The sequence below is a fragment of the Bradyrhizobium sp. AZCC 1577 genome, from assembly GCF_036924575.1.
Lineage (GTDB): Bacteria > Pseudomonadota > Alphaproteobacteria > Rhizobiales > Xanthobacteraceae > Bradyrhizobium.
This window is the reverse complement of record NZ_JAZHRQ010000001.1, coordinates 1,474,084-1,499,161: the sequence shown is the minus strand read 5'-3', so window position 1 is coordinate 1,499,161 and position 25,078 is coordinate 1,474,084. Positions and strand designations below refer to the sequence as shown.

The window sequence follows — 25,078 nt, the reverse complement described above, 5'->3', positions numbered from 1 at the left end:
CGCGCGTCTTTGACACGCTATGGTGATGCGACGCAGAGTCGGGACCCATCGCGAGTAGATCCCGGCTCTGCGGAGCGGCGTTGCACGCCGCACCGCGTCCGGGACAGGACACCGGAGACAATAAATGGCCCTCGCCCGTGCACGCCGCAGTGAATCCGGTTTCAACTATTGGCCGGGCTTCGTCGATGCGCTGTCGACGCTGGTGCTGTCGATCGTGTTCCTGCTGTCAGTGTTTTTGGTGGTGCAATTCTTCCTGTCGCAGGAGGTCACCGGCAAGGACAAGGCGCTCGAACAACTCAACGCCAAGATCGCGCAGTTGAACGACCTGCTGTCGCTGGAAAAGCTCGGCAAGATCACGCTCGACGACCAGCTCGCGCAATTGCGCGCCGGCCTCGCCGCCGCGGAAGGCGAACGTGACCGCATCAAGGGGCTTTACGAGGGGTTGAGTGGTGCCGGCGACGCCCAGGGCCGCGCCAATGAGCTCAACAAGGCGCTCGAATCCGAAAAGGCCGTGAGCTCGCGCGCGCTCGCCCAGATCGAGGTGCTGAACCAGCAGATCAGCGCGCTGCGCCGCCAGCTTGCGGCGCTCGAGGAAGCGCTGGAAGCCTCCGAAAAGCGTGACAAGGAATCGCAGGGACGGATTGCCGATCTCGGCCAGCGCCTGAACGTCGCGCTGGCGCAACGCGTGCAGGAACTGTCGCGCTACCGTTCGGAATTCTTCGGCCGCCTGCGCGCCATTCTGGGCAATCGCCCCGATATCCGCATCGTCGGCGACCGCTTCGTATTCCAGTCGGAAGTGTTCTTCGATACCGGCCAGGCGGTGCTGCTTCCCGAGGGCCGCTCCGAACTCGACAAACTCGCCACCGCGCTGATCGATCTGGACAAGCAGATACCGAGCGAGATCGGCTGGGTGCTGCGGGTCGACGGCCATACCGACATGCGCCCGATCAACTCGCCGCTGTTCAAGTCGAACTGGGAATTGTCGTCGGCGCGCGCCATCTCCGTGGTGCAATATCTGGTTTTCCTCGGCGTTCCCGCGCAACGGCTGGTCGCCGCCGGTTTTGCCGAGTTCCAGCCGCTCGATTCAGCACCCAACGAAGACGCCTACAAGCGCAACCGCCGCATCGAGCTGAAACTGACGGAACGGTAGTGGCCGCAGATTTCACGCTCCGCCCCTATCGCGCCGAGGACGAGGATGCGGCGATCGAGCTGTGGCGCCTGACATGGCAGCAGGCCTACCCCTCGATCGATTTCAATGCGCGGGTGGCGTGGTGGCGTGAGCGGTGGCGGAACGAGCTGGTGGAAAACGCCCAGATCATCGTCGCCGAGCAGGCGGATGTGCTGATCGGCTTCGTGACCATCGATGCATCTGGCTATCTCGACCAGCTCGCGGTCAGTCCGGATCATTGGGGCTCGAAACTTGCGACAAGTCTGGTCGATGAAGCCAAGCGCCTGTCGCCCAATGGCATCACGCTTCTGGTCAACAAGGACAACGCCCGCGCGATCCGCTTCTACGAGCGCAACGGCTTTGAACATGCCGGCGAGGATGTGAATCCGACTTCAGGCAGGCCGGTGTTGAAGATGGAATGGAAGGCGTAACACCCTCACCCAGATCGGCTACACGCCCTCGAACTGCAGCCGCGCCAATCGCGCGTACAGTCCGTTCGCCGCGACCAGCTCGGCATGTGTGCCCTGCTCGACGATCCTGCCCTGGTCCATCACCATGATGCGGTCGCAGGAGAGCACAGTGGCGAGGCGATGCGCTATGACGAGCGTGGTGCGATGGCGCATCAGTTCTTCCAGCGCCGTCTGCACCAGCGTCTCGCTTTCGGCATCGAGCGCTGACGTCGCCTCATCGAGCAGCAACAGCGGCGCGTCACGCAGGATCGCGCGCGCGATCGCTATGCGCTGGCGCTGGCCGCCGGACAGCGTCACGCCGCGCTCGCCGAGTTGCGCCTCGAAGCCGCCGGGCAGCTTGCGCAGGAATTCAGTGGCGTGCGCGAGATCGGCGGCGCGCTCGACCTCGGCGTCGGTGGCATCGGGCCGGCCGAAACGGATGTTTTCGCGCGCCGTGGTCGCAAACACCACCGAGTCCTGTGGCACCAGCGCAATCCGCGAGCGCACGTCAAGCGGATCCGCCGACTTGACCGGCACGCCGTCGAGCGAGATCGTGCCCTTGGCCGGATCGTAGAACCGCAGCAGGAGATGAAACAGCGTGCTCTTGCCCGCACCCGAGGGACCTACGATCGCGACCTTCTCGCCGGCCTTGACCGAGAGCGAAACCTGATCGATCGCGAGCACATCCGGCCGCGCCGGATAGGCAAAGCTGACGTTCTCGAACCCGACGTCGCCGCGCGCAGGCTGCGGCAGCGCGACGGGCTGCGGCGGGGCCGTGATCTGCGACTTGACCCGAAGAATCTCGAACAGCCGCTCGGCGGCGCCGGAGGCGGCCGAGACTTCGCCCCAGACCTCGCTAAGCTGTCCGAGACCGGCGGCGGCGAACGCCGCATACAGTACGAACTGACCGAGCCGGCCCGGCGTGATCTGGCCGGTCAGCACGTCGTGTGAGCCGACCCAGAGGATCGCCACCACGCTGGAGAACACGATGAAGATGATGATCAGGGTCAGCACTGCGCGCGCCCGCGTCGAGCTGCGCGCCGCCTCATAGGCCTGTTCGACATCGCCGCCGAAGCGGGCGGTGGCCATCCGCTCGCTGGTATAAGCCTGCACGGTCCTGATCGCGCCGACCAGTTCGGAAGCATACGCGCTGGCGTCCGCCAGCGTATCCTGCGCGTTGCGCGACAGCCGCCGCACCCAGCGCCCGAAGGCGACCAGCGGGATCACGATCACGGGGATCGCCAGCAACACGAAGCCTGAAAGCTTGGGGCTCGTGATCACCATCATGGTGGCGGCGCCGATGAACAGCATCATGTTGCGCAGCGCGATGGATACCGAGGCGCCGACCGCGGACTTGATCTGGGTGGTATCGGCCGTCAGCCGCGACACCAACTCGCCCGAACGCGCGGAATCGAAAAATGCGGGCGAGAGTGAGATCAGATGCGCGAACACGTCGCGCCTGACGTCGGCAACGATGCGCTCGCCGATCGTCATGACGAGGTAGTAACGCGACGCGCTGGCGGCGGCGAGCACCGCGACGACCGCGATCATGACGCTGAAATAGCTGTTGATCAGGGCGATGCCTTCGGGACTGAAGCCGAAATCGATCATGCGCCGGATGGCGATCGGCACGACCAGCGTGGTGATCGCCGCGACCGTCAACGAAATGAAAGCGAGCGCCGCACGCCCGCGGTAGCGCGCAACATAGGGCGCGAGCGCCAGCAGCGGGCGCAGCCTGGCGCCGGTCCTGGCCGGCGATTGCGTCAACTGGCGCTCGATGAAGGCCTCTTCCTCGAGCAGGGCGTCACGCGGCGGCGTGCCGCGGGGGGCTTCAATCTGTTCCACTGCGCTCATGAAATCCGACCCGTTTTTCTGCCTCCAGATAGGCCTCCGCGCCCCCCTCTGGCAAATCCGGGAGATTCCCAATCAGGACATATACGTAGCTTGTTTTGACAGGCTTCCTGAGCTATAGAGCCGCCAAATCCCGTATCCCCTGACAGTTGAGACGGGCGCCGGCGCGCCGAAGGATATGCCATGAAAGCCGAAATTCATCCGAATTATCATACGATTACGGTCGTGATGACCGACGGGACAGAGTACCAGACCCGCTCCACCTGGGGCAAGGAAGGCGACAAGCTGAACCTCGATATCGATCCCAAGTCGCACCCGGCCTGGACCGGCGGCTCGCAGCAGATCCTCGACCGCGGCGGCCGAGTGTCGCGCTTCCAGAAGAAGTTTTCGGGCTTCCTCAAGAAGGACTGAGGCCGTCCGGTCCTGCTTTCTTGGGTTCAGAAATGCGAAACGCCCCGGTCAGCCCGGGGCGTTTTTATTTTGGTGCTGCGGCCTATCCTCGTCGTTGCGAGGAGCAAAGCGACGAAGCAATCCATCGCTCCGCATGCGCTGAGAGATGGATTGCTTCGCTACGCTCGCAATGACGGCGGAGAGAACCTTACTGCTCGAACGCCGCTTTCAACCTGTTGAGCTGCGGCACCAGCGGATTGCCGATCGGCCCGCGTTCCGCGGGCGCCGCGTGGATCGAGATGTCGAGGCGACGGACCCGCGTCTGAAGGCTCATCGATCGCGCAATCAGATCCTGCAATTGCTGCGGGAGCTTCTCGATCATGTCCTGCGGCCCGGGATCGGCGGCCGTGAGCTTGACCTTGGTCTTTTCCCGATTGGCCTGGGTCAGCGTCATCTCGCCTTCCTTGACCGCGCGATGCAGCAACAGCCATGACGCAAGCTGCATCAAGCGGGTGGTCAGGCGCATGCTTTCGGTTGCGTAAGTAAGGCTGACAGAACGTTCGAGCGCCTTGGCTTCGGTGCGGCCGTCGCCATCGAGATAGGCGGCGGTTTCCTCGACCAGATCCATGCCTTCCCGGAAGAGAGTTCCGAACGCCACCGAATTAGTCAGCCGCTCGCTGAACAGAACGAGCGCGGATTCGCTTTGCGAACGGTCCGCCATGGTTAACGCCCTCACGCCACTATTTGCCCCAACCGGCTGTGAACCACCGGCTTATGATGAACAAATCATTGCTCGGGCGAAGTCGAGAGTCCAGCGGCAACCGGATTTATGGTTTCCAGCTCGTGGGGGCACAAAATAGCCGTGGAGAGCACAAAAAAGAGCCGCCGTTTCCGGCGGCTTTTGAAGTTGATAACAGGGAGGCGTCAAACAGAGTGGACAGGAGCCACTCGGTGTCCAAACGAGGACGATGACAGTCATAATCGAGAAAGCTTAACGGACCGTAAACGAACGATTTTCTTTAGAGATTGTTTGCCATGTCGGCCATTGGCCGAGTTTGTGATTGACTTCATCCACGGGTCGTCCCTGCGAACGCAGGAACCCATAACCACCGGCAGATGAAATTGAGGGAAAGTCGGCCAGCGGCCCTGCCACAAGATGGGCCGCTGCGTATGGGTCCCTGCGTTCGCAGGGACGACCCGGAATGAGCGCGCGTTCTAAAAATCCTACGATTTGAAGAAACCGTTCGCGGCGTCCTTTGACGCGCGCTTTTTGGTGACGGCCTCTTGCAGCCGCGCGATTTCCGAATTCAAGAGCGCGATGCGCTCCGTCAGTTCCTCGACCGAGAGCAGCGACAGGTCCTGGCCGATCTCATGGCTGATTTTCTTCCGTGGCTTGTCGTCGTCTTCGATGGCCATGCGTTTCCTCCTTTCGGCATTTCCCTGCAGATCTGGCCGTCCCTTCTCGCGGTTGCCAGCCGCAGCCGGGCTGGCTAATCAGGGGCCGCCTTCAATTCTCAGCCTTTCGCAAGGACAAATCATGGAAAAGCTGCCCGCGCAAATGACCGTCATCGGCATCAGCAAGCCAGGCGGCCCCGAAGTGCTGTTGCCCGAAACCCGCAGCGTTCCAGCGCCCGGCCCAGGCGAGATCCTGGTCAAGGTGATGGCGGCGGGTGTCAACCGCCCCGACGTTGCGCAGCGGTCCGGCGCTTACCCGCCGCCGCCCGGCGCCAGCGACCTGCCCGGCCTTGAAATCGCGGGCGAAGTGGTGGCGCTTGGCGAAGGCGCCAAAAAGCACAAGCTCGGCGACAAGGTGATGTCGCTGGTCGCGGGCGGTGGCTACGCCCAGTATTGCATTGCGCAAGACGCGCAGGCGATGGCGGTGCCGCCGTCGCTGTCGATCCAGGAAGCCGGCGCGATCCCGGAAACGCTGATGACCGTCTGGCACAATGTGTTCGAGCGCGGCGCGCTCAAGCCCGGCGAAACGCTCCTGATCCACGGCGGCTCGTCCGGCATCGGCACCATGGCGATCCAGCTTGCGAAAGCGTTCGGCTCCAAGGTGATCGTGACCGTCGGCTCTCAGGACAAGATCGACGCCTGCCTCAAGCTCGGCGCCGACCGCGCGATCAATTACAAGACCGAAGACTTCGTCGCCGTGGTCAAGGCCGAGACCAACAATGTCGGCGCCAACCTGATCCTCGACATGGTGGCCGGCGACTATGTCGATCGCAACTATGACGCTGCCGCGGTCGATGGCCGTATCGTGCAGATCGCGACGCTCAATAGCCCCAAGGTCACCGTCAACATTGCCAAGGTGATGGTGAAGCGGCTGACCCATACCGGCTCCACGCTGCGCCCCCGTACTAATGCGGATAAGGCAGCGATGGTCGCCGCAATCGAGGCCAAGGTGATGCCGCTACTGCGCGAGGGACGTGTAAAACCGCTGATGGACAGCTCATTCCCGCTGGAAAAAGCGGCCGACGCGCACCGCCGGATGGAGACCTCCGCACATATTGGCAAAATTGTGTTGTCGGTCTAGCCGATCGCGAGCGAAGCGCGGGTGGAAACCCTTTGATTTGCTTCGCTTTCATGTCATTTATCGCGGCAACGCCGACCCCGTTCGCTGGGCCGGGAGAATCGTTGGTCGCGGAGTACTGACATTGCGTCTGATCAGGTGCCTTGCGCTATTCGCGCTGGGCCTCATGATTGTTATGGCCGCGCCTGCGGCGCATGCCATCGACGCGGTCAGCGTCCGCAGCGACGCGCCTGCCATCGATCTCACCGCAGTGCTCGACCATCAGCGCAGCGAAACCGATCGTATCCAGGTTTCGACAGCGCCGGGAACCGATGGCATCGTCCGCCGTATCGAAGTGCGCGCCCGCGAAGGCGGACAGAACTGGGTCGTGTTCGCGCTTGCCAACAACACCGACGACCAGCTCGACCGCCTGATCGTCGCGCCACACTATCGCATCGTGTCATCCGGCCTCTTGTGGCCCGACCTCGGCCTGTCGCGCATCGCAACCATCACGCCATCGACCGGCGATCGTCCCGAGCGCCAGGAAAGCGCAACGGCCGACATCTTCCGCATCACGCTCGACCCCGGCGCCGTCATCACCTTCGTGGCGGAGCTGCGCACCGACAAGCTGCCGCAGCTCTATCTCTGGGAACCCGACGCCTACAAGGACAAGGTCAACTCGTTCACGCTCTACCAGGGCATCGTGATCGGCATTTCCGGCCTGCTGGCGCTGGTGCTGACGATCCTGTTCGTGGTCAAGGGCAGCATCATGTTCCCCGCCGCAGCCGCGCTGGCCTGGGCAGTGCTGGTCTATATCGGCGTCGATTTCGGCTTCTGGGGCAAGGTGCTCGACATGTCGAACAATGCCGAGCGCGTCTGGCGCGCGGCCGGCGAAGCGATCCTCGCAGCGACGCTGCTGGTGTTTCTGTTCGCCTATCTCAACTTGAGCCGCTGGCATGTGCGCTATTCCCACATCACCGTCGGCTGGCTGGCCTTCCTGGGATCGCTGGTAGCGCTGGCGCTGTTCGATCCCGCAGTCGCCTCGGGCATTGCCCGCATCTCGCTGGTCTTGATCGCCTTCGCCGGCTTTGCGCTGATCGTCTATCTCTCGACGCATGGTTTCGACCGCGCGGTGTTGTTGATCCCGACCTGGTTCCTGCTGGTGGTCTGGGTGATCGCCGCCGGCATGACGGTGGCGGGAAGCGTCACCAACGACATCGTAGGTCCGGCGCTGCTCGGCGGCCTCGTGCTGATCGTGATGCTGATCGGATTTACGGTGATGCAGCACGCGTTCGCCGGTGGCGGCGCGACAACCGGCATTGTCTCCGACATCGAGCGCCGCGCGCTGGCGCTGACCGGCTCCGGCGACCTGATCTGGGACTGGGACGTCTCTGCCGACAAGGTGTTCACCAGCCCGGAGACCGAAAGCCTGCTCGGGCTGAAGCGCGGCACGCTGGAAGGTCCGGCCGCAAAATGGCTGGAGGTGCTGCACCCGCTCGACCAGGATCGCTTCCGTGCCGCGCTGGACAGCGTGCTCGACCAGCGCCGCGGCCGGCTGGTGCAGGATTTCCGCCTGCGCACGCCTGACGGCCACTTCATGTGGTTCGCGCTGAAGGCGCGCCCGGTGGTCGGCTCCGACGGTGAAGTCTCGCGCGTGGTTGGAACGCTGACCGACGTCACCGAAATCAAGAACGCCGAAGAGCGCATGCTGCACGACTCCGTGCATGACAACCTCACCGGCCTGCCCAACCGCAAACTGTTCATGGATCGCCTCGGCGCGGTGGCGAATTTCGCCAAGAGCATGCCGAACCTGCGGCCGACGCTGATGGTGATCGACCTCGATCGCTTCAAGCAGGTCAACGATTCCGTCGGCATTGCGGTCGGTGACTCCATCCTGCTGACGCTGGCGCGTCGGCTGACGCGCATCCTGAAACCGCAGGATACGCTGGCGCGGCTGGCCGGCGACCAGTTCGGCCTGATCCTGATGTCGGAACAGGACCCGGCACGTATCACCGCCTTCGCCGAAACCATCCGCAAGACCATCCGCGCGCCGATCGCCTTCAACGACCGCGAGATCTTCCTGACCGCGTCCATCGGGCTCGCGCTGTCGGATCCGCAGACGCAATTGTCCGACGAGATCATCAAGGACGCCGAGCTTGCGATGTATCACTCCAAGCGCATCGGCGGCGACCGCATCGACGTCTACAAGCCGGCGATGCGCGCGCGAAAGACCGACCGCCTGACGCTGGAAAGCGAATTGCGCCGGGCCATCGAGCGGCAGGAAATCACCATTCTCTACCAGCCGATCGTGCGGCTGGAAGATCGCTCGATCGCCGGCTTCGAGGCCCTGGCGCGCTGGGATCATCCCAAGCTCGGCCGGATGTCGCCGTCAGAATTCATCACGATTGCCGAGGAGATCGGCCTGATCGTCGATCTCGGCATGTTCGTGCTGGACCAGACGGCGCGGCAGCTCTCGGTATGGCAGCGCGCGATGCGCTCGCGCGAACCGATCTTCGCCTCCGTCAACGTTTCCTCGCGGCAGTTGCTGCGCCATGACTTGATCCACGATATCCGCACCGTGCTGTCGCGTTCGTCGGTGGCGCGCGGCACGCTTAAGCTGGAGCTCACCGAGTCGCTTGTGATGGAGAATCCGGAGCATGCCGCGCAGATGCTGGCGCGCATTCGCGAACTCGGCACCGGACTATCGCTGGACGATTTCGGCACCGGCCATTCCTCGCTGGCGTACCTGCAGCGCTTCCCCTTCGACACCATCAAGATCGACCAGTCCTTCGTGCGCACCACCAGCCGCGGCACGCGGCCGGTGATCCTCAAATCGATCATTGCGCTGGCGCATGACCTCGGCATGGACGTGGTGGCTGAAGGCGCGGAGACGGATTCGGATGCGGTCGAGCTCTATCAGTTGGGCTGCGAATACGCGCAAGGCTTTGCCTTCGGCGAGCCGATGGACGCCGACGCAGCGATGCGGCTATTGACCGAAGAACGGCTGGAAGCGGCGAGCTGATGTCTTCGTCGCCCCTGCGAAAGCAGGGGCCCATACGCCGCGGCTTTTCCGTGAAACGATGGGCCAATTGCCTTCGCTACAACAACGCCCGGTGGTTATGGGTCCCCGCGTTCGCGGGGACGACGGCGGTCTTGAGGCATTCTCTTGAACTTCACGCTCGTTCCATCCGCCTGCCGCGTTGCGATGTAGCCGGCTTCGAGGCAGGCCTCGCGCTGCGGCATCTTCTCCTGCGGGCTCCGCAACGTCTCCCACCATGACGCACGGTGCGCGGCGCGCGGCAGCGCCGCATCGATGATCTCCTCGATCTCTTCGAAGCTCAACACGAATTCGGTGCGCGTCTGCGCCTTCAGATAGTCCCGCAACGGATCGTAAACGTTCACGCGTGTCCTCTTAAGCGAATTGCACAAAACCGTCGGCGCCGGCAACTGAATGTTAACTGTCTACCATATCGCCGTCGCCGCTTAAGACCGCAACAATTTATCCGGCGCATACCGGAAGGCTTGGAGCGGATGAATGCTATTCGAGCGGCAAAGCGACGTAGCCAGAAAGGGTTGGTTCAGGAAAGACTCCGGCCGCCGCCCCTGGCGATTGTCCGTAAAGCTGTTGATCGCGTCGTCGGTCGCGGCCGTGATCGGCTTCTCCGCGATTTGCACCAGCGTCATGTTCGACATGCGCCGCGGCGAGGAAGAGCTGGCGCGGCAGACGCTGGAAAATCTGGCCTCGAGCATCGACGCCGATATCAGCCGGAATATCGAACTCTACGATCTGTCGCTACGTAACGTCGCCACCAATCTGGTGATGCCGGAGATCGAAAAGGTCAGCAAGGAGATTCGCCATCTGATTCTGTTCGATCATGCCGCGACTGCCAGGCATTTCGGCGCGATCCAGGTGTTCGACGCGCAGGGCAAGCTGACCATCGATGCAGCAAGCCTCGACCCCGTGCCGGAGGATCGCAGCGATGAGGAATACTTCTTCGTCCATCGCGACAAGCCCGACGTGGGCTTGTACATGAGCCGTCCGATGCTGCATCGCAGCGCCTATTCGATCGTGCTCAGCCGACGCGTCACCGACGCCGATGGTGGTTTTCTCGGTGTGGTCGTGGGCTCGATCCGCTTCAGCTATTTCCACGATTTGTTCGGGCGGCTGACACTCGATCCCACCGATACGATCACGGTATTGCGCCGCGACCGGACGATCATCATGCGCAAGCCGTTCGACCTCGACATCGTCGGCAAAAATCTGGCAGAGCGAAAAGACTGGAATCCGGCAAATCTGAAGCAAGGCGGGTCCTACGCCGGGGTCGGACCGGTGGACCCGACGCCGCGGCTTTACGTTCGAAGCGCCAATACGAGCCTGTTCTTTGTCGTAGTCGGAAAACCGCTGGCGAGCATCCTGAGCCTCTGGCACCGGGAGGTGATCCGGATCGGCGCGGTCATGGTGGCCCTGATCCTGTTCATGCTCGGCACCACATTGTTCCTCGCGCGCGAGATCGGCCGCCGCGCCGAGGCTGAGGAAAAGCTGGAAGAGCTTGCGACCACTGACGCGCTCACCGGCCTGAAGAACCGGCGCAAATTCGATTCCGAGATAGACCTGGAATGGCGGCGGGCGACGCGCAACCAGACCCCCGTCGCGGTGCTGATGATCGATGCCGATCATTTCAAATCGTACAATGACACGTTTGGACATCAGGCCGGCGACCAGGTGCTGGTCGGCATTGCGATCTGCATTTCGGATTCGGTGGGGCGAGCCGGCGACTGTCCGGCCAGATACGGCGGCGAGGAATTCGCGGTACTTCTGCCCGGCCTCTCGGCGGTGGAAGCGCTCACTGTCGCCGAAACCATCCGCCTCAAAGTCGAACAATGGGCCGAAGACCCCAGCGTGACGACGGTGAGTATCGGCGTGGCGAGTATGACGCCCACGGCAGCGAACGATTGGTCCTATCTGATCGAAGCGGCCGACAAGGCCCTCTACGCGGCCAAGGCCAACGGCCGCAACCAGTCGGTGGTCGCCGCCATCCCGCAGCTCGCGCTGGTGGCTTAAGGCACAGTCTCGTCATGCCCGCCACCCGGTCCGGCCTCTGGCCGACCGGATGACAGCGGAGAAATGCGCAATGCGTCCTCGCCCCTATTCCACCAGATACTTCTTCATCTCCGCGCGCAGGCCTTCGCGCAGCTCGGCGCGGGCCATGCCGTAGGCGATGTTGGCGCGAAGGAAACCGGATTTCGAACCGCAGTCGTGCCGCTCGCCCTCGAATTCCACGCCGTAGAACTTTTGCGTCTTGGCGAGAGTTTTCATCGCATCGGTGAGCTGGATCTCGTTGCCTGCGCCGCGCTCCTGGGTTTCGAGGATCTTGAAGATTTCCGGCTGCAGGATGTAACGCCCGGTGATCGAAAGGTTTGACGGCGCGGTGCCCTTCGGCGGTTTCTCCACCATGCCGTCGACCTCGAACATGTTTTTGGCCAGGCGCTTGCCGACGCCGCAAATGCCATACTGGTGGGTGAATTCGTCGGGCACCGCCTCCACCGCGAGCAGATTGGATTTGGCGCCGAGTTTCGCTGCGGCCTCGATCATCTGCTTCAGGCAACCCGGGCTGTTGAGCACCAGTTCGTCCGGCAGCACCACGGCGAACGGCTCATCGCCAACAATATCGCGTGCGCACCAGACCGCGTGGCCGAGGCCGAGCGGCGCCTGCTGGCGGGTGAAACTCATGGCGCCGGCTTCGGGCTGGTCGCGCGCCAGGATGTCCTGCTCGGCCTTCTTGCCGCGCTGAGCCAGCGTGGTGTCGAGTTCGAACATCCGGTCGAAATGGTCCTCGATCACCCCCTTGTTGCGCCCGGTGACGAAGACGAAATGCTCGATGCCGGCCTCCCTGGCCTCGTCGACCACGTATTGAATCAGCGGCTTGTCGACGATGGTCAGCATTTCCTTCGGCATCGCCTTGGTGGCGGGCAGGACGCGGGTGCCGAGGCCGGCGACCGGGAAGACGGCTTTACGGATTTTCATGGGAAGTCGGGCGCCTTGATATTGAGAATTGGAAATGAGGAAAGTGCTTTGATTGCACCTTGATAGCCGGTTTGCACCCTTGAACAAAGGCGGATGTATGGTGGCGTTCCCGCCCGACTTGCACCTCCCCTTGCGCGCGCCGGGCGCGACAACAAAATCCGCTCTGTTAAGCTATTGGAAACCGTGACAAGGCCTTCTGGCACGGGGTTGGTTTCGATGGACGGGTACGGCATGGGTCTCTTGGAACGAGTGACGAGTAATCGAACCGGCGCGATCTTAATCGCCGCAGCGCTGTTGTGTTCCAGCGGCCAGTCCCAGGCCCAATCTCAAGCCCATTCCTCCGGCAACGGGGTTTCGAACTTTTTCGGCAATATCTTCTCAGGGCAGAAGGCCGCGGCGCAGCAGGCCACGCCCGGCCCGGACGGCAGTCCGCCGCCCTGGAGCGGCGAAGACGGTGCCTCCGGCCATCCGTTGATGACGGCGTCAGCGATCCGGCAGGCGGCGGCGAATTTTCAAAACTGCATCGCCTCGATGTGGCCGGATGCTGCGCGGCGCAACATCACCCAGCAAAATTTCGAGCGCTTCACCGCCGGCCTCGAGCCTGATTTGCGTATCATGGACCTGATGGACTCGCAGCCCGAATTCACCAAGGCGATCTGGGACTATCTCGACATCCTCGTCAACGACAACCGCCTTGCCAAGGGCAGCGAGATCCTCGCCCAATACAAGCCGCAATTCGACGCGGTGGAGAAAGCCTATGGCGTCGACCGCTACATCATCGCATCGATCTGGGGCATCGAATCGAACTACTCGACGCAAGTGGGCGACCGCAACGTGGTCCGATCGACCGCGACACTGGCCTGCATCGGCCGCCGCCAAGCCTATTTCAAGGATGAATTCCTCACCGCGATCGAGATCCTCAACCGCGGCGATCTCAGACCCGAACAGATGCGCGGCTCCTGGGCCGGCGCGTTCGGGCCGACGCAGTTCATGCCGACCGCCTTCAAGCGCTATGCCGTCGACGCCGACGGCGACGACCGCCGCGACGTCGTCGACAACGTCGCCGATCTGATCGCCTCCACCGCCAACAACCTCAAGAAAGACGGCTGGCAGACCAGCCGGAGCTGGGGTTACGAGGTAGTGCTGCCGGAGGGTTTTAATTTCATGCTGGCGGACAAGTCCAAGGCGATGACGATTGCGCAGTGGCAGAGCCAGGGACTGAAGCGGGCCGATGGCAAGCCGTTTCCCGACACAACCGAGAGGGCCTATCTGCTGGCGCCGGCCGGCATGCAGGGGCCCGGCTTCCTGATGCTGCAGAATTTCCGGGTGATCATGAAGTATAACCCGGCCGAGGCCTATGCGCTGGCGATCGGCCATTTTGCCGACCGCCTGCGCGGCGGGCCGCCGTTCGTGCAACCCTGGCCGCGGCAGGAACGCGTGCTGTCGCGGGCGGAGCGACTGGAACTGCAGCAGCTCCTGGCGCAGCGCGGCTTCTACAAGGGCACGCCGGATGGCCAGTTCGGTGGCCAGACGCGGGAGGCGCTCCGCAGCTTCCAGGCTTCGATCGGAGCGCCAGCGGACGGATTTGCCTCTTCCGACGTGCTGGAGCGGCTGCGGGGCCGTTAAGACCTGTTTTCAGCGCCTAAATGACCCAAAACCGCGATTCGAAACCACGATTCGGCAGGAGCCTTGACGCTGGGCCTGGAACCTCGGTTTATGGGATGTGAAATCTGCCCGCTTGCGGCCCGATTCCGCTGCTATATTTGACGCTTCACGATCCATTTGCGACCGAGCCGAATGCGAAAGCCAACGTCCTTCTTGCGCGTGTTTACCGAGACCGGGCCACTGGTGGCGCTGGCGGTTGCGATCGCGCTTCTGATCGGAATCGTGGGACCCGCGTCGGCGCAGTTTTTCAATTTCGGCGGCTTTGGCGGGCCGCCGCAGCGGCAAGCGCCGCAGCGCGGCTGGTTCGGCGGCGATATCTTCTCGCCATTCCAGCAGCAGGCCCCGCAGGCGCCGCGCCAGGATTTCTCACGCGCGCCCGCGCCTGCCAAGCGAGACACGGTGCCGGAACGTAACGTTCTGGTACTCGGCGACGCCATGGCCGACTGGCTCGCCTATGGCCTGGAAGACGCCTATTCCGAGCAGCCCGACATGGGCGTGATCCGCAAGCACAAGACCGTCTCCGGCCTGATCAAGTATCAGCCGCGCGGCGAGCCCGCCGATTGGACCGCGGCCGCCAAGGGCATCCTCGCCACCGAAAAGCCCGATGCCATCGTCGTCATGCTCGGCCTCCACGACCGCCAAGCCATCCGCGAGGCGGTCACCGAGAAGAAGACCGACAAGAAGGAAGACAAGAAGGACGCGCGCGGCAAGACAGATACCAAGACAGATACCAAGCCGGCGGACGCAAAGAAGCCGGAAGGCTCGGCTGACACGGCAAAGCGCGACGATAAGCCGGCCGATGCCGAATTGTCGCCTGACGATGCAGCCGATAACGACACGCCACAAAACGCCGCACCCGCGCGATCTGGCGGCGGACTTTACGAATTCCGCGACGAGCGCTGGGTCGAACTCTACACCAAGAAGATCGAAGAGCTGATCGGCGTGCTGAAATCCAAGGGCGTCCCGGTGTTGTGGGTCGGCCTGCCGGCGATCCGCGGGCAAAAGGGAACGGCCGACATGCTGTTCCTCGATGCGCTGTATCGCGACGGCGCCGGCAAGGCTGGCATCACCTATGTCGATATCTGGGATGGCTTTGTCGATGAAGCCGGCCGGTTCCTGCAGAAGGGTCCCGACTTCGAAGGCCAGATCCGCCAGCTCCGCACGGCCGATGGCGTCTTCTTCACCAAGCCCGGCGCCCGCAAGCTCGCGCATTATGTCGAGCGCGAGGTGACGCGCCTGCTGGCTGCCCGCTCCGGGCCGATCGCGGTGCCGATCGAACCGGCAACGCCGGAGGCCAATGTCGCGCCCGGCCAGCCGGCGCCGCGTCCGCTTGCCGGACCGGTCATGCCGCTGGTGGCCTCTTCCGTCGGCACCGATCAATTGCTCGGCGGCCCCGGCTCGCGTCCGGCAGCGGTCGATGCGCTCGCCGCGCGCACGCTGGTGAAGGGTGAAGCGTTGGCCGCGCCGGCCGGCCGCGCCGACGACTACATATGGCCTCGTCGCGAGATCGGCCGCGAGCCGGCGAAGGGCGATACGCCGATGGCGGCCACCTCACCGAGCGGAACCGCGGCAGCCGCCCCGCCACAGAAGCAGCTTTTACTGCCGCCGCCGCAGCAAACGCTGCAGCAACAGAAGAGACCACTGCCGCCGCCGATGCAGATACGCCCGGCGCAAAACAACGGTCCATCGCTACGTGACTTCTTCGGCGGCTTCGGTGCGGCGCCGCGGCCGCCTGCACCACCCGCGGCTGCACCGCCGCGTGGACCCGCTGCTCTTCCGGGCGCGCCGCGGCCGCCGGGCAATGTCGGGCGCTCGGCAGAGGTTCCGCCGGGCAATTTCACGCGATGATTTAGATGGTCCTCACCATGGTGAGGAGCGCGTCTTCGCGTCGGCGGACGATGCTTCACATCGCCGCGCGAACCATGAAGCCGCGATGCCGCCCTCCTTCGAGACGCGGCCAAGAGGCCGCTCCTCTCAGGATGAAGTTAGCCGTAATAGCGCCAGCGCGGTGGCGGGCGGCGCGGCGGGCGGGTCATCAACAGCGCCAGCGCGAAGCCAATTCCGGCTGCGACCAACAGCGCACCGAGCGGATTTTCCTGCACGGTTTTCGCTACCGTCTGCTGGCCGCTACGAATGGTTTCGCCGCTGTGCTCAATGGCGTCCTTGGCATAGCTGACGGCGGTGTCAGTGGCGTCGCGAGCGGCGTCCTTGGCCTGGCCGTAGAGATTTTGCACGGTGCCCGCCGCTTCGCGCACGCGGCCCTCGGCTTGCGTCTTCGCATCGCCAGCCATGTCGCCGACGGTGCTTTCGACCTTACCCGCAAAATCCTCGGCCGAGCCTGCAATCCGATCCTTGTCCATCGCGGTCACTCCTGTTTTCCGAGGACGTAACCGGAGAGACCCCGTTCGGGTTCCTACCGCGATCGAAACGCACTTCTAATCAAGATGCCGGGCTTACAGGATCAGACCACCGTCGACCACGATGGTCTGGCCGATGATGTAGGACGCAAGCGGCGAGGCCAGGAACAGCGCCGCACCGGCCATGTCGGCCGGCGTGCCGAGGCGCTTCAACGGGATCCGCTCGAGCGCGCCTTCGAGGCGTTTCGGATTGGCGGTGGTCGCCTTGGTCATCTTGGTGTCGACCAGGCCGGGCGCGATGCCGTTGACGCGGATGCCGTCCCCGGCCCACGCCTCGCCGAGCGTGCGCGTCAACCCGACTGCGCCGGTCTTCGAGGCGTTATAGGCCGGATTGCCCATGGTCGAGTGATAGGCGGCGGTCGAACTGACGATGATGAGCGCGCCTTTGCTGGCACTCAGCATTGCATGGAATCTTGTCGCACAGGCCATCAGGCTCATCAGGTTGACTTCAACCACCTTGCGAAAGCCATCCATCTCGAATTCGCCGCGGCGGTAGATCACCGCGCCCTGCGCCAGCACCAGCACGTCCAGTTTCGTGAAGGATGGCTGGAAGGATTCAATGGCCTGCGCGTTGCTGACGTCGAGCTGAAAATACTCCAGCCCGTCAAGATGCGAGCCTTCGCCGGGCGAATAGTCGGCGGCGCTTTCGCGGGTACCGCAAACGGCGACACGCGCGCCCTTGGCACTAAACGCCTGCGCGATGCCATTGCCGATCCCGCTGGAGCCGCCGACCACCAGCACCTGCCTGCCGCTGAAATCCAGTTCGCTCATCCCTGCGATCCTCCCTTGTGTTCTAGTTCAACCTTCGTCGAGGAATTTGACCATCAGGACCTGGTCGTAATATCGCCCGTCATACTTGAGGCCCCTCTTTTCATAGCCGTATTCGACGAAACCCGCGGCGCTGTAAAGGCGGCGCGCGCCTTCATTCTCACTCGCCACAGTCAGTTGAACCATCTCCACGCGTCCGCGTGCATGGTCGAGTACCGCCGCAACGAGCTTCTTGCCGAGCCCCAAGTTTCTTGCAGTGTCTCAAACATACATGCCCCAGAGGGTCGCCCGATGCGCTTGCTTCGTACCTTCCTGCGCAGCATAGGCCGCGACGCCTCCGAGCGTCTCCTCAATGAAAGCGCCGAAGATGGCGGTACGGCCAAGGACGGCTTCGAACCACGACAGCGGTAACGCGCTTTCCTTCTCAAACGTGCTGCCGAAGGCTTCCGGATTTCGCTGCAGGCCTTCCAGCCGGATATCCCTGAATAGCGCAGCGTCCGAAGGCTCCAGGCGGCGGATCTGCAGGCCGCGAATATTCGTCACGTTTGCACCTCGCTCGCCTCGTTTGACCTGTCTGCGGATCGGTGCCAGCCTTGTCAATCCTGCAACGCGCACCTCGCATCTTTGTCCGGATCCGCCATGTCAGATTTCAAGGAGCTCAGTCGTTCGGTCAAAGGTTTGACCGTTCTCGTCACCGGTGCTGCCAGCGGCATGGGCCGCGCGACCGCGCTCGTGTTCGCGGCCGAGGGCGCCAACGTCGCGGTTACCGATTTAAACGCCGAGCTTACCCAGGTGGTTGCCAGCGAAATCGCAGCAAATGGCGGCGCGGCGAAAGCGTGGACGCTCGACGTCGCGAAGCCCGACGACATCATCAAGGTGGTCAATGAGGTTGCCGCACATTTCGGTGGACTCGACATCGTCATCAACAATGCCGGCATCTCCGTGCACGTGGCGATCGACGAGGAAGGTTATGAAGCAGCCTGGGACAAGGCGCTGGCCGTGATGCTGAGCGCGCATCCACGTATCATCCGCGCCGCGTTGCCGCATTTGCGCCGATCGAACTGCCCGCGGATCGTCAATATCGCCTCCACCGAGGCGCTCGGCGCGACCGCGCTACACAGCCCCTACTCGGCAGCGAAAGCCGGCGTCACCGGCTTGACGCGCTCGCTCGCCGTCGAGCTCGGCCGCGAAGGCATCACCGTGAACTGCATCTGCCCGGGCCCGATCCGCACCGCGATCACCGAGCGGATTTCCGAAGAGCACAAGACGATCTATGCCAAGCGCCGCACCGCACTCGGCCGCTACGGCGAGCCGGAGGAAGTGGCGCACATGACGCTGAGCCTCTGCCTGCCGGCGGCTTCGTTCCTGACCGGCGCGGTGATCCCGGTCGATGGTGGCTTGATGGCGCGGAATGCGTAGCGGGCATGCGTCCGCGGCGTTGACTTGGACATTTCGGCGAGTAATTTTTCTTACAAACAGAGCGGGCAAAACCGCCCGCCGCGCTTTCGGGAGAGACGCCATGGTGATCGCAATCCGGCAATTGCATCCGCATTTTGTCGGCGAAGTATCCGGGCTTGATCTGCGACAACCCCTGACGCCGCAGGAAGCAGCCGACGTCGAAGCCGGCATGGACAAGTACGCCGTGCTGCTGTTCCGCAACCAGGACATCACGGACGAACAGCAACTCGCATTTGCGCTGAATTTCGGCAAGCGCGAAGACGCTCGCGGCGGCAATATCGTCAAGCCTCAGGATTCGCGCCTCTCGACCGGCCTCAACGACGTCTCCAATCTCGGCAAGGACGGCAAGCCGTTGCCGCGCGACAGCCGCGCGCATCTGTTCAACCTCGGCAATTGCCTGTGGCATTCCGACAGCTCGTTTCGTCCGATCCCGGCGAAGTTCTCGCTCTTGTCGGCGCGGGTGGTGAATCCGAAGGGCGGCAACACCGAATTCGCCGACATGCGCGCGGCCTATGACGCGCTCGACGACGACACCAAGGCCGGGATCGAGGACCTGATCTGCGAACATTCGCTGATGTATTCGCGCGGCTCGCTCGGCTTCCTGGATTATACCGACGAAGAAAAAGAGATGTTCAAGCCGGTGCTGCAGCGGTTGGTGCGGACGCATCCGGTGCATCGTCGCAAATCGCTGTATCTGTCATCGCACGCGGGCGCGATTCTGGGCATGAGCATGCCCGAGGCGCGGTTATTGCTGCGCGACCTGACCGAGCACGCCACGCAGAAGGAATTCGTCTACGTCCACAAATGGACCGTGCATGACCTCGTGATGTGGGACAACCGCCAGACCATGCACCGGGTGCGGCGCTACGATCAGTCGCAGCCCCGCGACATGCGCCGCGCCACGGTTGCCGGTACCGAGCCGACGGTGACGCAGCAGGCCGCGGAGTAAGTAGCCACAAAAATCGGTGTCGTCCCTGCGAACGCAGGGACCCATAATCACCGGCTTCGGTTGTTTTGAACGGCAACTGCCCCATCGGCTCACGGATGGGCCGCGGCGTATGGGTCCCTGCGTTCGCAGGTACGACAACTAAGCGTGCCCGGCCTCGTTCGACAGCATGCCGGGGTCGATGCCGATCTTGCGCAACGCGCGTAGATATTTGTCGTCGACGTCGTCGCCGAAGATCAGATCCGGGTCGGCGTCGCAATGCAGCCAGCCATTGTGCTGGATCTCGTCCTCGAGCTGCCCGGGCGCCCAGCCGGCGTAGCCGAGCGCCAGGATCGCGTGCTTCGGCCCGGTGCCCTTGGCGATCGCCTTGAGGATGTCCACCGTCGCGGTCAGGCAGATGCCTTCGTCGATGTTCAGCGTCGCGTCCTTGATGAAGAAATCGCTCGAATGCAGGACAAAACCGCGGCCGGTATCGACCGGACCGCCCTTCAGCACCTGCATGGTCTCGGCGTTTTCCGGCAGTGTGATCTGGTCGGCCTTCTCGATGATATCGAGCTGCACCAGCAGCCCTGGAAAATCGATGCTGCCGGCCGGACGGTTGACGATGATGCCCATCGCCCCTTCCGACGAGTGCGCGCACATGTAGATGACGGAGCGCTCGAAACGCGGATCGCCCATGACCGGCATGGCGATCAGCAGCCGGCCGTCCAGATAGCCCTCGCCGGACGAATTATCGCCAAAGCCAGCGGTTTTGCGGCGGACAGGCTTCGATGTCTTGCCTTCAGGGCTCATCCGCAAAGGCCTTTCTCTTGCAGGTTCATATCCTGATATCGGGTGCGGTTTCTGTCAATCAAGCTTCCGGCATCATTCGGCTGCCGATCACACGCAATTCAATGGTTTGCCTCGAAACTTGCCTGTAAAGACGTGCCATGAGCGTACTAGTTCCCCTGCGCGCCGCACTCGGCGTCGCCGCCTTGAGTGTCGCGTGTGCGGCGTCGGAGGTTCGCGCCCAGGATGCCTCGCCGTGGCAACACGACGCCCATTCCGCGGTGCGGTTGCTGGCGGGATCACGCAGCGGCGCGGTGTTGCTCGGCGGCGTAGCCATCCAGTTGCAGCCGGGATGGAAGACCTATTGGCGGACGCCCGGGGATTCCGGCGTGCCACCCCGCTTCGACTTCTCCAAATCCGACAATGTCGAAGCTGTGACGGTGCTGTGGCCGGCACCGATGAAATTCGACGACGGCGCAGGCGGCACTGCGCTGGGATACAAGCAACAGGTCGTGCTGCCGTTGCGGATCGTCGCCAAGAATGCCGACAAGCCGGTGACGCTGCGCACCCACATCAGCTACGCGGTTTGCGAAAAGCTCTGCATTCCCGTCGAAGCCCATGCCGAACTCGCTTTTGCCAGCGTGGCAAGCACCGAGGACGGCACCCTGTCCGATGCGCTCAATGCGGTGCCAAAGCCGGCCAATGTCGGGGACCCCAATCCGCTGACCATCCGCGACGTCAAGCGCGAGGGAAAGAACGTGCTGGTCGACGTGACCGCGCCCGAGGCCAAGGAGGTCAACCTGTTCGCCGAGGGGCCGACGCCCGACTGGGCGTTGCCGGTTCCCAAGCTCGTGGAGCAAGGACCGCCCGGCGTCAAACGCTTTGCCTTCGAACTCGACGGCCTTCCGCCCGGCGCCAGTCCGGAAGGCGCCGCACTCAAACTAACGCTGGTCGGCGGTGACCGGGCCTACGAGTTCAACGTCAGTTTGAATTGACGCGTCCTGGCTTCCTCCGGGCGTACGCAGTCGCGCGACGATGCCGCGACGTGGTTTCCTGCCAGTGCAGCGACGCTTTCCAGTCCGAGGAGAGCCGGCGCTTGGCGGCTCTCCTCTTCAGCAACGTGTTCTCCTAGCTCTTCTGGCCGCTCATTTGCTGAGCGCGCATATAGCTCTTGCAAGCGCTACGCATGTCGCCCTTTGACATGGCGGCATTCGCCGCACCCATCTCTTTCATCATCGCAAATTTGCCGGGGCTATCAGGCATAGCGTTACTGGACGCGACGAGCTTGGCCATGTTTTCGCTTGTGCAACCCGTCTTCTGGGCAGCAGCCTTCTGGGCAGAAGCCGGGCTGACAGCCAGCGCGGTGATGATCGTTACAGCGGTGACAAGCAGTAGTTTCATATTTTTCCTCCCCGGCCGCACCATGCGACCGAAGCTCAAAATCAAAAAAAGCCGGAAAAGTTCCGCCAACCCCCGGGGCCAACCAGCATGAAGCTACGAAACCGGGGATACCTGCACGGCTGGCGGGGGCCTGTGGGTCGGTATGGGATCGGGCGCGTTGATGACGTAGAGCGCGCCGGCCACCAGCATGATGGCAGCGATCACCAATCCCAACATGGCCAAGACCAGATCGTTCGGGTCATCCATCTCGCGGCCCGGACATGCGGGCGTTCGGGTGCGATGGCAGCCATCGCCTTTGGCTATCCGCGCGAGCGCCTGTAATGAATAACGGCGGGCGATGGCTCCGCGGCTTCAAACGACGGCTCAGCTGTTTTGTTCCTGACTTCGTCGTTTCGCAGCTTCAGGCGGCAGCACACCCAACCGAATCTTAACGAATGGTTGATACATCCGATCGTCGCCGCCGCCTCGCGGCACGTTTCGGGGATGTACTGTTGTGGCCGTAATGGATTCGCAATCCGCAACCGCTCCGCCTAGTGGCGTGATCGCGCGCCTGCGCGCGCTGCTTGGCGGCTCCAGTGAAGCCTCCGTTACAAGGCGGCTGGCCGGCACGATCTTCGTGATCCGCGTCTTCAGCGCAGCGCTTGCCTATTTCTCGCAGATCCTGCTGGCGCGCTGGATGGGTGGCTCGGACTACGGCGTCTACGTCTATGTCTGGACCTGGGTGCTGCTGCTCGGCAGCATGATGGATTTCGGCATCTCGGCATCCGCGCAGAAGCTCATTCCGGAATATCGTACACGCGGCGAACATGCGCTGCTGCGCGGCTTTCTCTCCGGCAGCCGATGGATGACGTTCGCAGTCTCCTCCATCGTCTCGCTGCTGCTGGCGGGCGCGGTGAAGGGATTGTCGCCGTGGATCGACGGCAACGCGATCGTTCCCCTCTACATCGGTTGCCTGACACTGCCGGCATTCGTCGTCGCCAACACCCAGGACGGTATCGCCCGCTCGCACGACTGGATGCGGCTTGGCCTGGTGCCGCAGTTCATCGCGCGCCAGTCGCTGATCATTGGCCTGACCGCCGGCGCCTTCGTGCTCGGCTTCAATCTTGGCGCCACCGCCGCGATGTGGGCCAGCGCCGCGGCGGTATGGATCGCGATGATCGGCCAGATGATCGTGCTCAACCGCAAGCTCGGCGGCCACATCGAACCCGGCCCCCGGGCCTACGACTTCCGCGGCTGGCTCGCGGTCTCGCTACCGATCCTGATGGTGGAGAGCTTTTATCTGCTGTTGTCATACACCGACGTACTGGTGCTACAGCAATTCCGCCCCTCGGAAGAGGTCGGCATTTATTTTGCCGTGATGAAGACGCTGGCGCTGGTCTCCTTCATTCACTACGCGATGGGGGCTTCGACTGCGCATCGCTTTGCCGAGTATCACGCGCAGGGCGACAAGCCGCGGCTGTCGGCCTATGTGGCGCATGCGATCCAGTGGACGTTCTGGCCGTCGCTCGGCGCGACCATTCTGCTGCTGGCGCTGGGCAAGCCGCTATTGTGGCTGTTCGGACCGCAGTTCGTCGTCGGCTATGACATCATGTACATTGCAGCGATTGGCCTTGTGGTGCGTTCCGCCATCGGCCCGGTCGAGCGGCTCCTGAATATGCTCGGCCATCAGCACATCTGCGCGCTGGCCTATGCACTCGCCTTTGTCATGAACGCTGTGCTGTGCGTCGTCCTGGTGCCCCACTTCGGCGGCCATGGCGCGGCAGCGGCGACCTCGATCTCGCTGACGTTCGAGACGGCGCTGCTGTTCTGGATCGTGCGCCGGCGGCTCGGACTACACGTGCTGGCGTTCGGGAAGCGCTGATCCTGGAGGCCACTGGAGCGGTTGGAAGACGGCCTTTGCAAAATTTCGCAAAGCATGAAGCTCGTCTATTCAAGACGAGCGCTCGCTGATCTCGATGGAATTTCGGCCTATTACGCGGCCAACGCAGGCTCCGCGATAGCTGATTCCGTCGGACGACGGCTGAAAGATGTCATCGACCGCATTTGCCGCGCCCCTGATTCTGCTCCGAGAGTCTCGCAGAGATCTCCGTGTCGTAACCGTCCTGCGTTATCCGTTCCGGATTTTCTATCGTGCGCGCAAGGACCCGATCGATATCCTGCACATCCGACATACGTCGCGACGGCCCGTTAACGAGGTTGACCAGTAGGGCACCGCCAGGCGGCCGACAGCATCGGCGAGGCAGGACACCGGTTTCGCTCTGCACCGCCAAATTGGGGAAAATAACCACCGGATTCCGATGTGCGCATGAAATATTCTTATTTCACCCGATGCGCCGCCATCGATAGGACGTTTATCCCCTGCGTTGATATATACTCGCACATGCCAAATGGAACTTGCACCCGGAAATGATTGATCCACTTTATGTTGCGTCGGGGTTCGGCGTCGGCCTGCTGGTCGGAATGACCGGTGTCGGCGGCGGCTCGCTGATGACGCCGTTGCTGATTCTGCTATTCGGCATCCACCCGTCGACCGCTGTCGGCACCGACCTTCTATATGCCGCGGCCACCAAAACGGGCGGCAGCCTGGTGCATGGCTTTGCACGCAGTATCCACTGGCCGGCAGTGATGCGCCTTGCCAGCGGCAGCATCCCGGCAAGCGTCGTTACCTTGCTCGTGCTGTGGCAACTCGAGCTCAAGGGGGAGGCCGCGCGCAGCCTGGTCAATCTGGTGCTGTGCTTCGCGCTCCTCCTCACGGCGACATCGTTGATCTTCCGCAGGGCGATCATGGATCACTATCGCCGCCGCATGGAAGGGTTCGATGCCGCGGCGACCGGCCGCGCCACCGTGATGGTCGGCGTGGCGCTTGGTGTGCTGGTCTCGATTTCATCCGTAGGTGCCGGCGCAGTCGGCGTCACCGCGCTCTTGCTGCTCTATCCGCGCCTGCCGATGGCGAGCATTGTCGGCTCCGACATCGCGCATGCGGTGCCGCTGACATTGGTAGCCGGCATCGGACACTGGGCGCTGGGTTCGGTCGATTGGGCGCTGATGAGTGTGCTGTTGATCGGATCGCTGCCCGGCATCGTGATCGGCAGCTACTGCGCGGTTCGCGTGCCGGAGACGGTGCTCAGGGTGGTGCTGGCCTCAGTCCTGATTCTGGTGGCCAGCAAGCTCGGCTTCAACGAGCTGCATTTTTCACAGAGCATCGCAGCCGTGACCGGGAGCGTCGCCCATTAGCGCGTTTTCCAGCGAAGTGTACACCG

Annotated in this window: 26 protein-coding genes; 14 read left to right on the top strand and 12 right to left on the bottom strand. The window is 63.1% G+C overall.

Annotated features, from left to right (window positions below; translation table 11 throughout):
• Window positions 1-124 precede the first annotated feature (124 nt).
• Together V1278_RS06945 and V1278_RS06940 are read left to right on the top strand one after the other, a co-directional pair.
• A complete protein-coding gene (locus V1278_RS06945) occupies window positions 125-1,150 on the top strand; it encodes a peptidoglycan -binding protein (protein ID WP_028349258.1) in 1,026 nt (341 codons plus the stop codon).
• Entirely contained in the window at window positions 1,150-1,599 is a 450-nt protein-coding gene (locus V1278_RS06940) for a GNAT family N-acetyltransferase (protein ID WP_334380114.1), read from the top strand. The genes V1278_RS06945 and V1278_RS06940 overlap by 1 nt, the downstream gene beginning before the upstream one ends.
• Before the next feature lie 18 nt (window positions 1,600-1,617).
• Here V1278_RS06940 and V1278_RS06935 read toward each other — a convergent pair whose 3' ends face one another.
• Window positions 1,618-3,471 carry an ABC transporter ATP-binding protein/permease gene (locus tag V1278_RS06935; RefSeq protein ID WP_334380113.1) on the bottom strand — a complete coding sequence of 618 codons (1,854 nt, stop codon included), beginning with the start codon at window positions 3,469-3,471 and terminating at the stop codon, window positions 1,618-1,620.
• Between the two features lie 180 nt (window positions 3,472-3,651).
• Between V1278_RS06935 and rpmE the strand changes: the two genes are divergently transcribed.
• A complete protein-coding gene (gene rpmE, locus V1278_RS06930; RefSeq protein ID WP_057833964.1) occupies window positions 3,652-3,879 on the top strand; it encodes a 50S ribosomal protein L31 in 228 nt (75 codons plus the stop codon).
• A gap of 187 nt (window positions 3,880-4,066) precedes the next feature.
• Here the strand turns inward: rpmE and rcdA are convergent, their stop codons facing one another.
• Together rcdA and V1278_RS06920 are read right to left on the bottom strand one after the other, a co-directional pair.
• The gene (gene rcdA, locus V1278_RS06925) at window positions 4,067-4,579 is read right to left on the bottom strand and encodes a protease adaptor protein RcdA (RefSeq protein ID WP_334365141.1); all 513 of its coding nucleotides are present in this window, start codon (window positions 4,577-4,579) and stop codon (window positions 4,067-4,069) included.
• Window positions 4,580-5,082: 503 nt separating this feature from the next.
• Window positions 5,083-5,274, bottom strand: coding sequence for a DUF1192 domain-containing protein (locus V1278_RS06920; RefSeq protein WP_334380112.1), 192 nt, complete (start codon window positions 5,272-5,274; stop codon window positions 5,083-5,085).
• A gap of 121 nt (window positions 5,275-5,395) precedes the next feature.
• Between V1278_RS06920 and V1278_RS06915 the strand changes: the two genes are divergently transcribed.
• Window positions 5,396-6,394 carry an NAD(P)H-quinone oxidoreductase gene (locus V1278_RS06915; RefSeq protein ID WP_334380111.1) on the top strand — a complete coding sequence of 333 codons (999 nt, stop codon included), beginning with the start codon at window positions 5,396-5,398 and terminating at the stop codon, window positions 6,392-6,394.
• A gap of 121 nt (window positions 6,395-6,515) precedes the next feature.
• Entirely contained in the window at window positions 6,516-9,392 is a 2,877-nt protein-coding gene (locus V1278_RS06910; protein WP_334365143.1) for an EAL domain-containing protein, read from the top strand.
• Between the two features lie 95 nt (window positions 9,393-9,487).
• Here the strand turns inward: V1278_RS06910 and V1278_RS06905 are convergent, their stop codons facing one another.
• A complete protein-coding gene (locus tag V1278_RS06905; RefSeq protein ID WP_334365144.1) occupies window positions 9,488-9,772 on the bottom strand; it encodes a DUF7662 domain-containing protein in 285 nt (94 codons plus the stop codon).
• Between the two features lie 133 nt (window positions 9,773-9,905).
• Here V1278_RS06905 and V1278_RS06900 point away from each other — a divergent pair, with 133 nt between their 5' ends.
• Window positions 9,906-11,432: a GGDEF domain-containing protein gene (locus V1278_RS06900; protein ID WP_334380110.1), complete on the top strand. Its 1,527-nt coding sequence runs from the start codon at window positions 9,906-9,908 to the stop codon at window positions 11,430-11,432.
• A gap of 84 nt (window positions 11,433-11,516) precedes the next feature.
• Here the strand turns inward: V1278_RS06900 and galU are convergent, their stop codons facing one another.
• Window positions 11,517-12,395 carry a UTP--glucose-1-phosphate uridylyltransferase GalU gene (gene galU, locus V1278_RS06895; protein WP_334365146.1) on the bottom strand — a complete coding sequence of 293 codons (879 nt, stop codon included), beginning with the start codon at window positions 12,393-12,395 and terminating at the stop codon, window positions 11,517-11,519.
• A 249-nt stretch (window positions 12,396-12,644) separates the two neighbouring features.
• Between galU and V1278_RS06890 the strand changes: the two genes are divergently transcribed.
• On the top strand, window positions 12,645-14,021 hold the full coding sequence (locus V1278_RS06890) for a lytic murein transglycosylase (RefSeq protein WP_442893679.1): 1,377 nt from the start codon (window positions 12,645-12,647) through the stop codon (window positions 14,019-14,021).
• A gap of 171 nt (window positions 14,022-14,192) precedes the next feature.
• Window positions 14,193-15,908, top strand: a complete 1,716-nt coding sequence (locus V1278_RS06885; RefSeq protein WP_334380109.1) for an SGNH/GDSL hydrolase family protein — start codon at window positions 14,193-14,195, stop codon at window positions 15,906-15,908.
• A 137-nt stretch (window positions 15,909-16,045) separates the two neighbouring features.
• Here V1278_RS06885 and V1278_RS06880 read toward each other — a convergent pair whose 3' ends face one another.
• From V1278_RS06880 to V1278_RS06865, 4 genes are all read right to left on the bottom strand, one after another.
• Entirely contained in the window at window positions 16,046-16,420 is a 375-nt protein-coding gene (locus tag V1278_RS06880) for a CsbD family protein (protein WP_334365150.1), read from the bottom strand.
• A gap of 93 nt (window positions 16,421-16,513) precedes the next feature.
• Entirely contained in the window at window positions 16,514-17,248 is a 735-nt protein-coding gene (locus tag V1278_RS06875; RefSeq protein ID WP_334380108.1) for an SDR family NAD(P)-dependent oxidoreductase, read from the bottom strand.
• A gap of 27 nt (window positions 17,249-17,275) precedes the next feature.
• Window positions 17,276-17,491, bottom strand: a complete 216-nt coding sequence (locus tag V1278_RS06870) for a GNAT family N-acetyltransferase (RefSeq protein WP_334380107.1) — start codon at window positions 17,489-17,491, stop codon at window positions 17,276-17,278.
• A gap of 15 nt (window positions 17,492-17,506) precedes the next feature.
• Window positions 17,507-17,788, bottom strand: a complete 282-nt coding sequence (locus V1278_RS06865; protein WP_334380106.1) for a hypothetical protein — start codon at window positions 17,786-17,788, stop codon at window positions 17,507-17,509.
• 96 nt (window positions 17,789-17,884) lie between these two features.
• Here V1278_RS06865 and V1278_RS06860 point away from each other — a divergent pair, with 96 nt between their 5' ends.
• Complete coding sequence (locus V1278_RS06860) at window positions 17,885-18,664, top strand: SDR family NAD(P)-dependent oxidoreductase (RefSeq protein ID WP_334365153.1); 780 nt, start codon at window positions 17,885-17,887, stop codon at window positions 18,662-18,664.
• A 100-nt stretch (window positions 18,665-18,764) separates the two neighbouring features.
• The gene (locus V1278_RS06855) at window positions 18,765-19,652 is read left to right on the top strand and encodes a TauD/TfdA dioxygenase family protein (RefSeq protein WP_334365154.1); all 888 of its coding nucleotides are present in this window, start codon (window positions 18,765-18,767) and stop codon (window positions 19,650-19,652) included.
• Between the two features lie 138 nt (window positions 19,653-19,790).
• Here V1278_RS06855 and V1278_RS06850 read toward each other — a convergent pair whose 3' ends face one another.
• Entirely contained in the window at window positions 19,791-20,441 is a 651-nt protein-coding gene (locus tag V1278_RS06850) for a YqgE/AlgH family protein (RefSeq protein WP_334380105.1), read from the bottom strand.
• 137 nt (window positions 20,442-20,578) lie between these two features.
• On the opposite strand from V1278_RS06850, the gene V1278_RS06845 reads away from it, so the two are divergent.
• Window positions 20,579-21,412: a protein-disulfide reductase DsbD domain-containing protein gene (locus V1278_RS06845; protein WP_334380104.1), complete on the top strand. Its 834-nt coding sequence runs from the start codon at window positions 20,579-20,581 to the stop codon at window positions 21,410-21,412.
• 133 nt (window positions 21,413-21,545) lie between these two features.
• Here V1278_RS06845 and V1278_RS06840 read toward each other — a convergent pair whose 3' ends face one another.
• Entirely contained in the window at window positions 21,546-21,818 is a 273-nt protein-coding gene (locus V1278_RS06840) for a hypothetical protein (protein WP_334380103.1), read from the bottom strand.
• A 93-nt stretch (window positions 21,819-21,911) separates the two neighbouring features.
• A complete protein-coding gene (locus V1278_RS06835) occupies window positions 21,912-22,064 on the bottom strand; it encodes a hypothetical protein (RefSeq protein ID WP_334380102.1) in 153 nt (50 codons plus the stop codon).
• Window positions 22,065-22,320: 256 nt separating this feature from the next.
• On the opposite strand from V1278_RS06835, the gene V1278_RS06830 reads away from it, so the two are divergent.
• The 3 genes from V1278_RS06830 (at window position 22,321) to V1278_RS06820 (ending at window position 25,052) form a co-directional block, all read left to right on the top strand.
• Window positions 22,321-23,679: an oligosaccharide flippase family protein gene (locus tag V1278_RS06830; RefSeq protein ID WP_334380101.1), complete on the top strand. Its 1,359-nt coding sequence runs from the start codon at window positions 22,321-22,323 to the stop codon at window positions 23,677-23,679.
• Window positions 23,680-23,733: 54 nt separating this feature from the next.
• Window positions 23,734-24,009 (top strand): type II toxin-antitoxin system RelE/ParE family toxin, encoded by a 276-nt coding sequence (locus V1278_RS06825; protein ID WP_334380100.1) that lies wholly within the window; start codon window positions 23,734-23,736, stop codon window positions 24,007-24,009.
• A gap of 215 nt (window positions 24,010-24,224) precedes the next feature.
• Complete coding sequence (locus V1278_RS06820; protein WP_334380099.1) at window positions 24,225-25,052, top strand: sulfite exporter TauE/SafE family protein; 828 nt, start codon at window positions 24,225-24,227, stop codon at window positions 25,050-25,052.
• Window positions 25,053-25,078: the final 26 nt, after the last annotated feature.

Coding starts and splice junctions, on each gene's coding strand:
- V1278_RS06945 (WP_028349258.1), top strand. CDS start 125: ATGGCCCTCGCCCGTGCACGCCGCAGTGAATCCGGTTTCAACTATTGG.
- V1278_RS06935 (WP_334380113.1), bottom strand. CDS start 3,471: ATGAGCGCAGTGGAACAGATTGAAGCCCCCCGCGGCACGCCGCCGCGT.
- rpmE (WP_057833964.1), top strand. CDS start 3,652: ATGAAAGCCGAAATTCATCCGAATTATCATACGATTACGGTCGTGATG.
- rcdA (WP_334365141.1), bottom strand. CDS start 4,579: ATGGCGGACCGTTCGCAAAGCGAATCCGCGCTCGTTCTGTTCAGCGAG.
- V1278_RS06920 (WP_334380112.1), bottom strand. CDS start 5,274: ATGGCCATCGAAGACGACGACAAGCCACGGAAGAAAATCAGCCATGAG.
- V1278_RS06915 (WP_334380111.1), top strand. CDS start 5,396: ATGGAAAAGCTGCCCGCGCAAATGACCGTCATCGGCATCAGCAAGCCA.
- V1278_RS06900 (WP_334380110.1), top strand. CDS start 9,906: ATGCTATTCGAGCGGCAAAGCGACGTAGCCAGAAAGGGTTGGTTCAGG.
- galU (WP_334365146.1), bottom strand. CDS start 12,395: ATGAAAATCCGTAAAGCCGTCTTCCCGGTCGCCGGCCTCGGCACCCGC.
- V1278_RS06885 (WP_334380109.1), top strand. CDS start 14,193: ATGCGAAAGCCAACGTCCTTCTTGCGCGTGTTTACCGAGACCGGGCCA.
- V1278_RS06880 (WP_334365150.1), bottom strand. CDS start 16,420: ATGGACAAGGATCGGATTGCAGGCTCGGCCGAGGATTTTGCGGGTAAG.
- V1278_RS06875 (WP_334380108.1), bottom strand. CDS start 17,248: ATGAGCGAACTGGATTTCAGCGGCAGGCAGGTGCTGGTGGTCGGCGGC.
- V1278_RS06860 (WP_334365153.1), top strand. CDS start 17,885: ATGTCAGATTTCAAGGAGCTCAGTCGTTCGGTCAAAGGTTTGACCGTT.
- V1278_RS06855 (WP_334365154.1), top strand. CDS start 18,765: ATGGTGATCGCAATCCGGCAATTGCATCCGCATTTTGTCGGCGAAGTA.
- V1278_RS06850 (WP_334380105.1), bottom strand. CDS start 20,441: ATGAGCCCTGAAGGCAAGACATCGAAGCCTGTCCGCCGCAAAACCGCT.
- V1278_RS06845 (WP_334380104.1), top strand. CDS start 20,579: ATGAGCGTACTAGTTCCCCTGCGCGCCGCACTCGGCGTCGCCGCCTTG.
- V1278_RS06840 (WP_334380103.1), bottom strand. CDS start 21,818: ATGAAACTACTGCTTGTCACCGCTGTAACGATCATCACCGCGCTGGCT.
- V1278_RS06835 (WP_334380102.1), bottom strand. CDS start 22,064: ATGGATGACCCGAACGATCTGGTCTTGGCCATGTTGGGATTGGTGATC.
- V1278_RS06830 (WP_334380101.1), top strand. CDS start 22,321: ATGGATTCGCAATCCGCAACCGCTCCGCCTAGTGGCGTGATCGCGCGC.
- V1278_RS06825 (WP_334380100.1), top strand. CDS start 23,734: ATGAAGCTCGTCTATTCAAGACGAGCGCTCGCTGATCTCGATGGAATT.
- V1278_RS06820 (WP_334380099.1), top strand. CDS start 24,225: ATGATTGATCCACTTTATGTTGCGTCGGGGTTCGGCGTCGGCCTGCTG.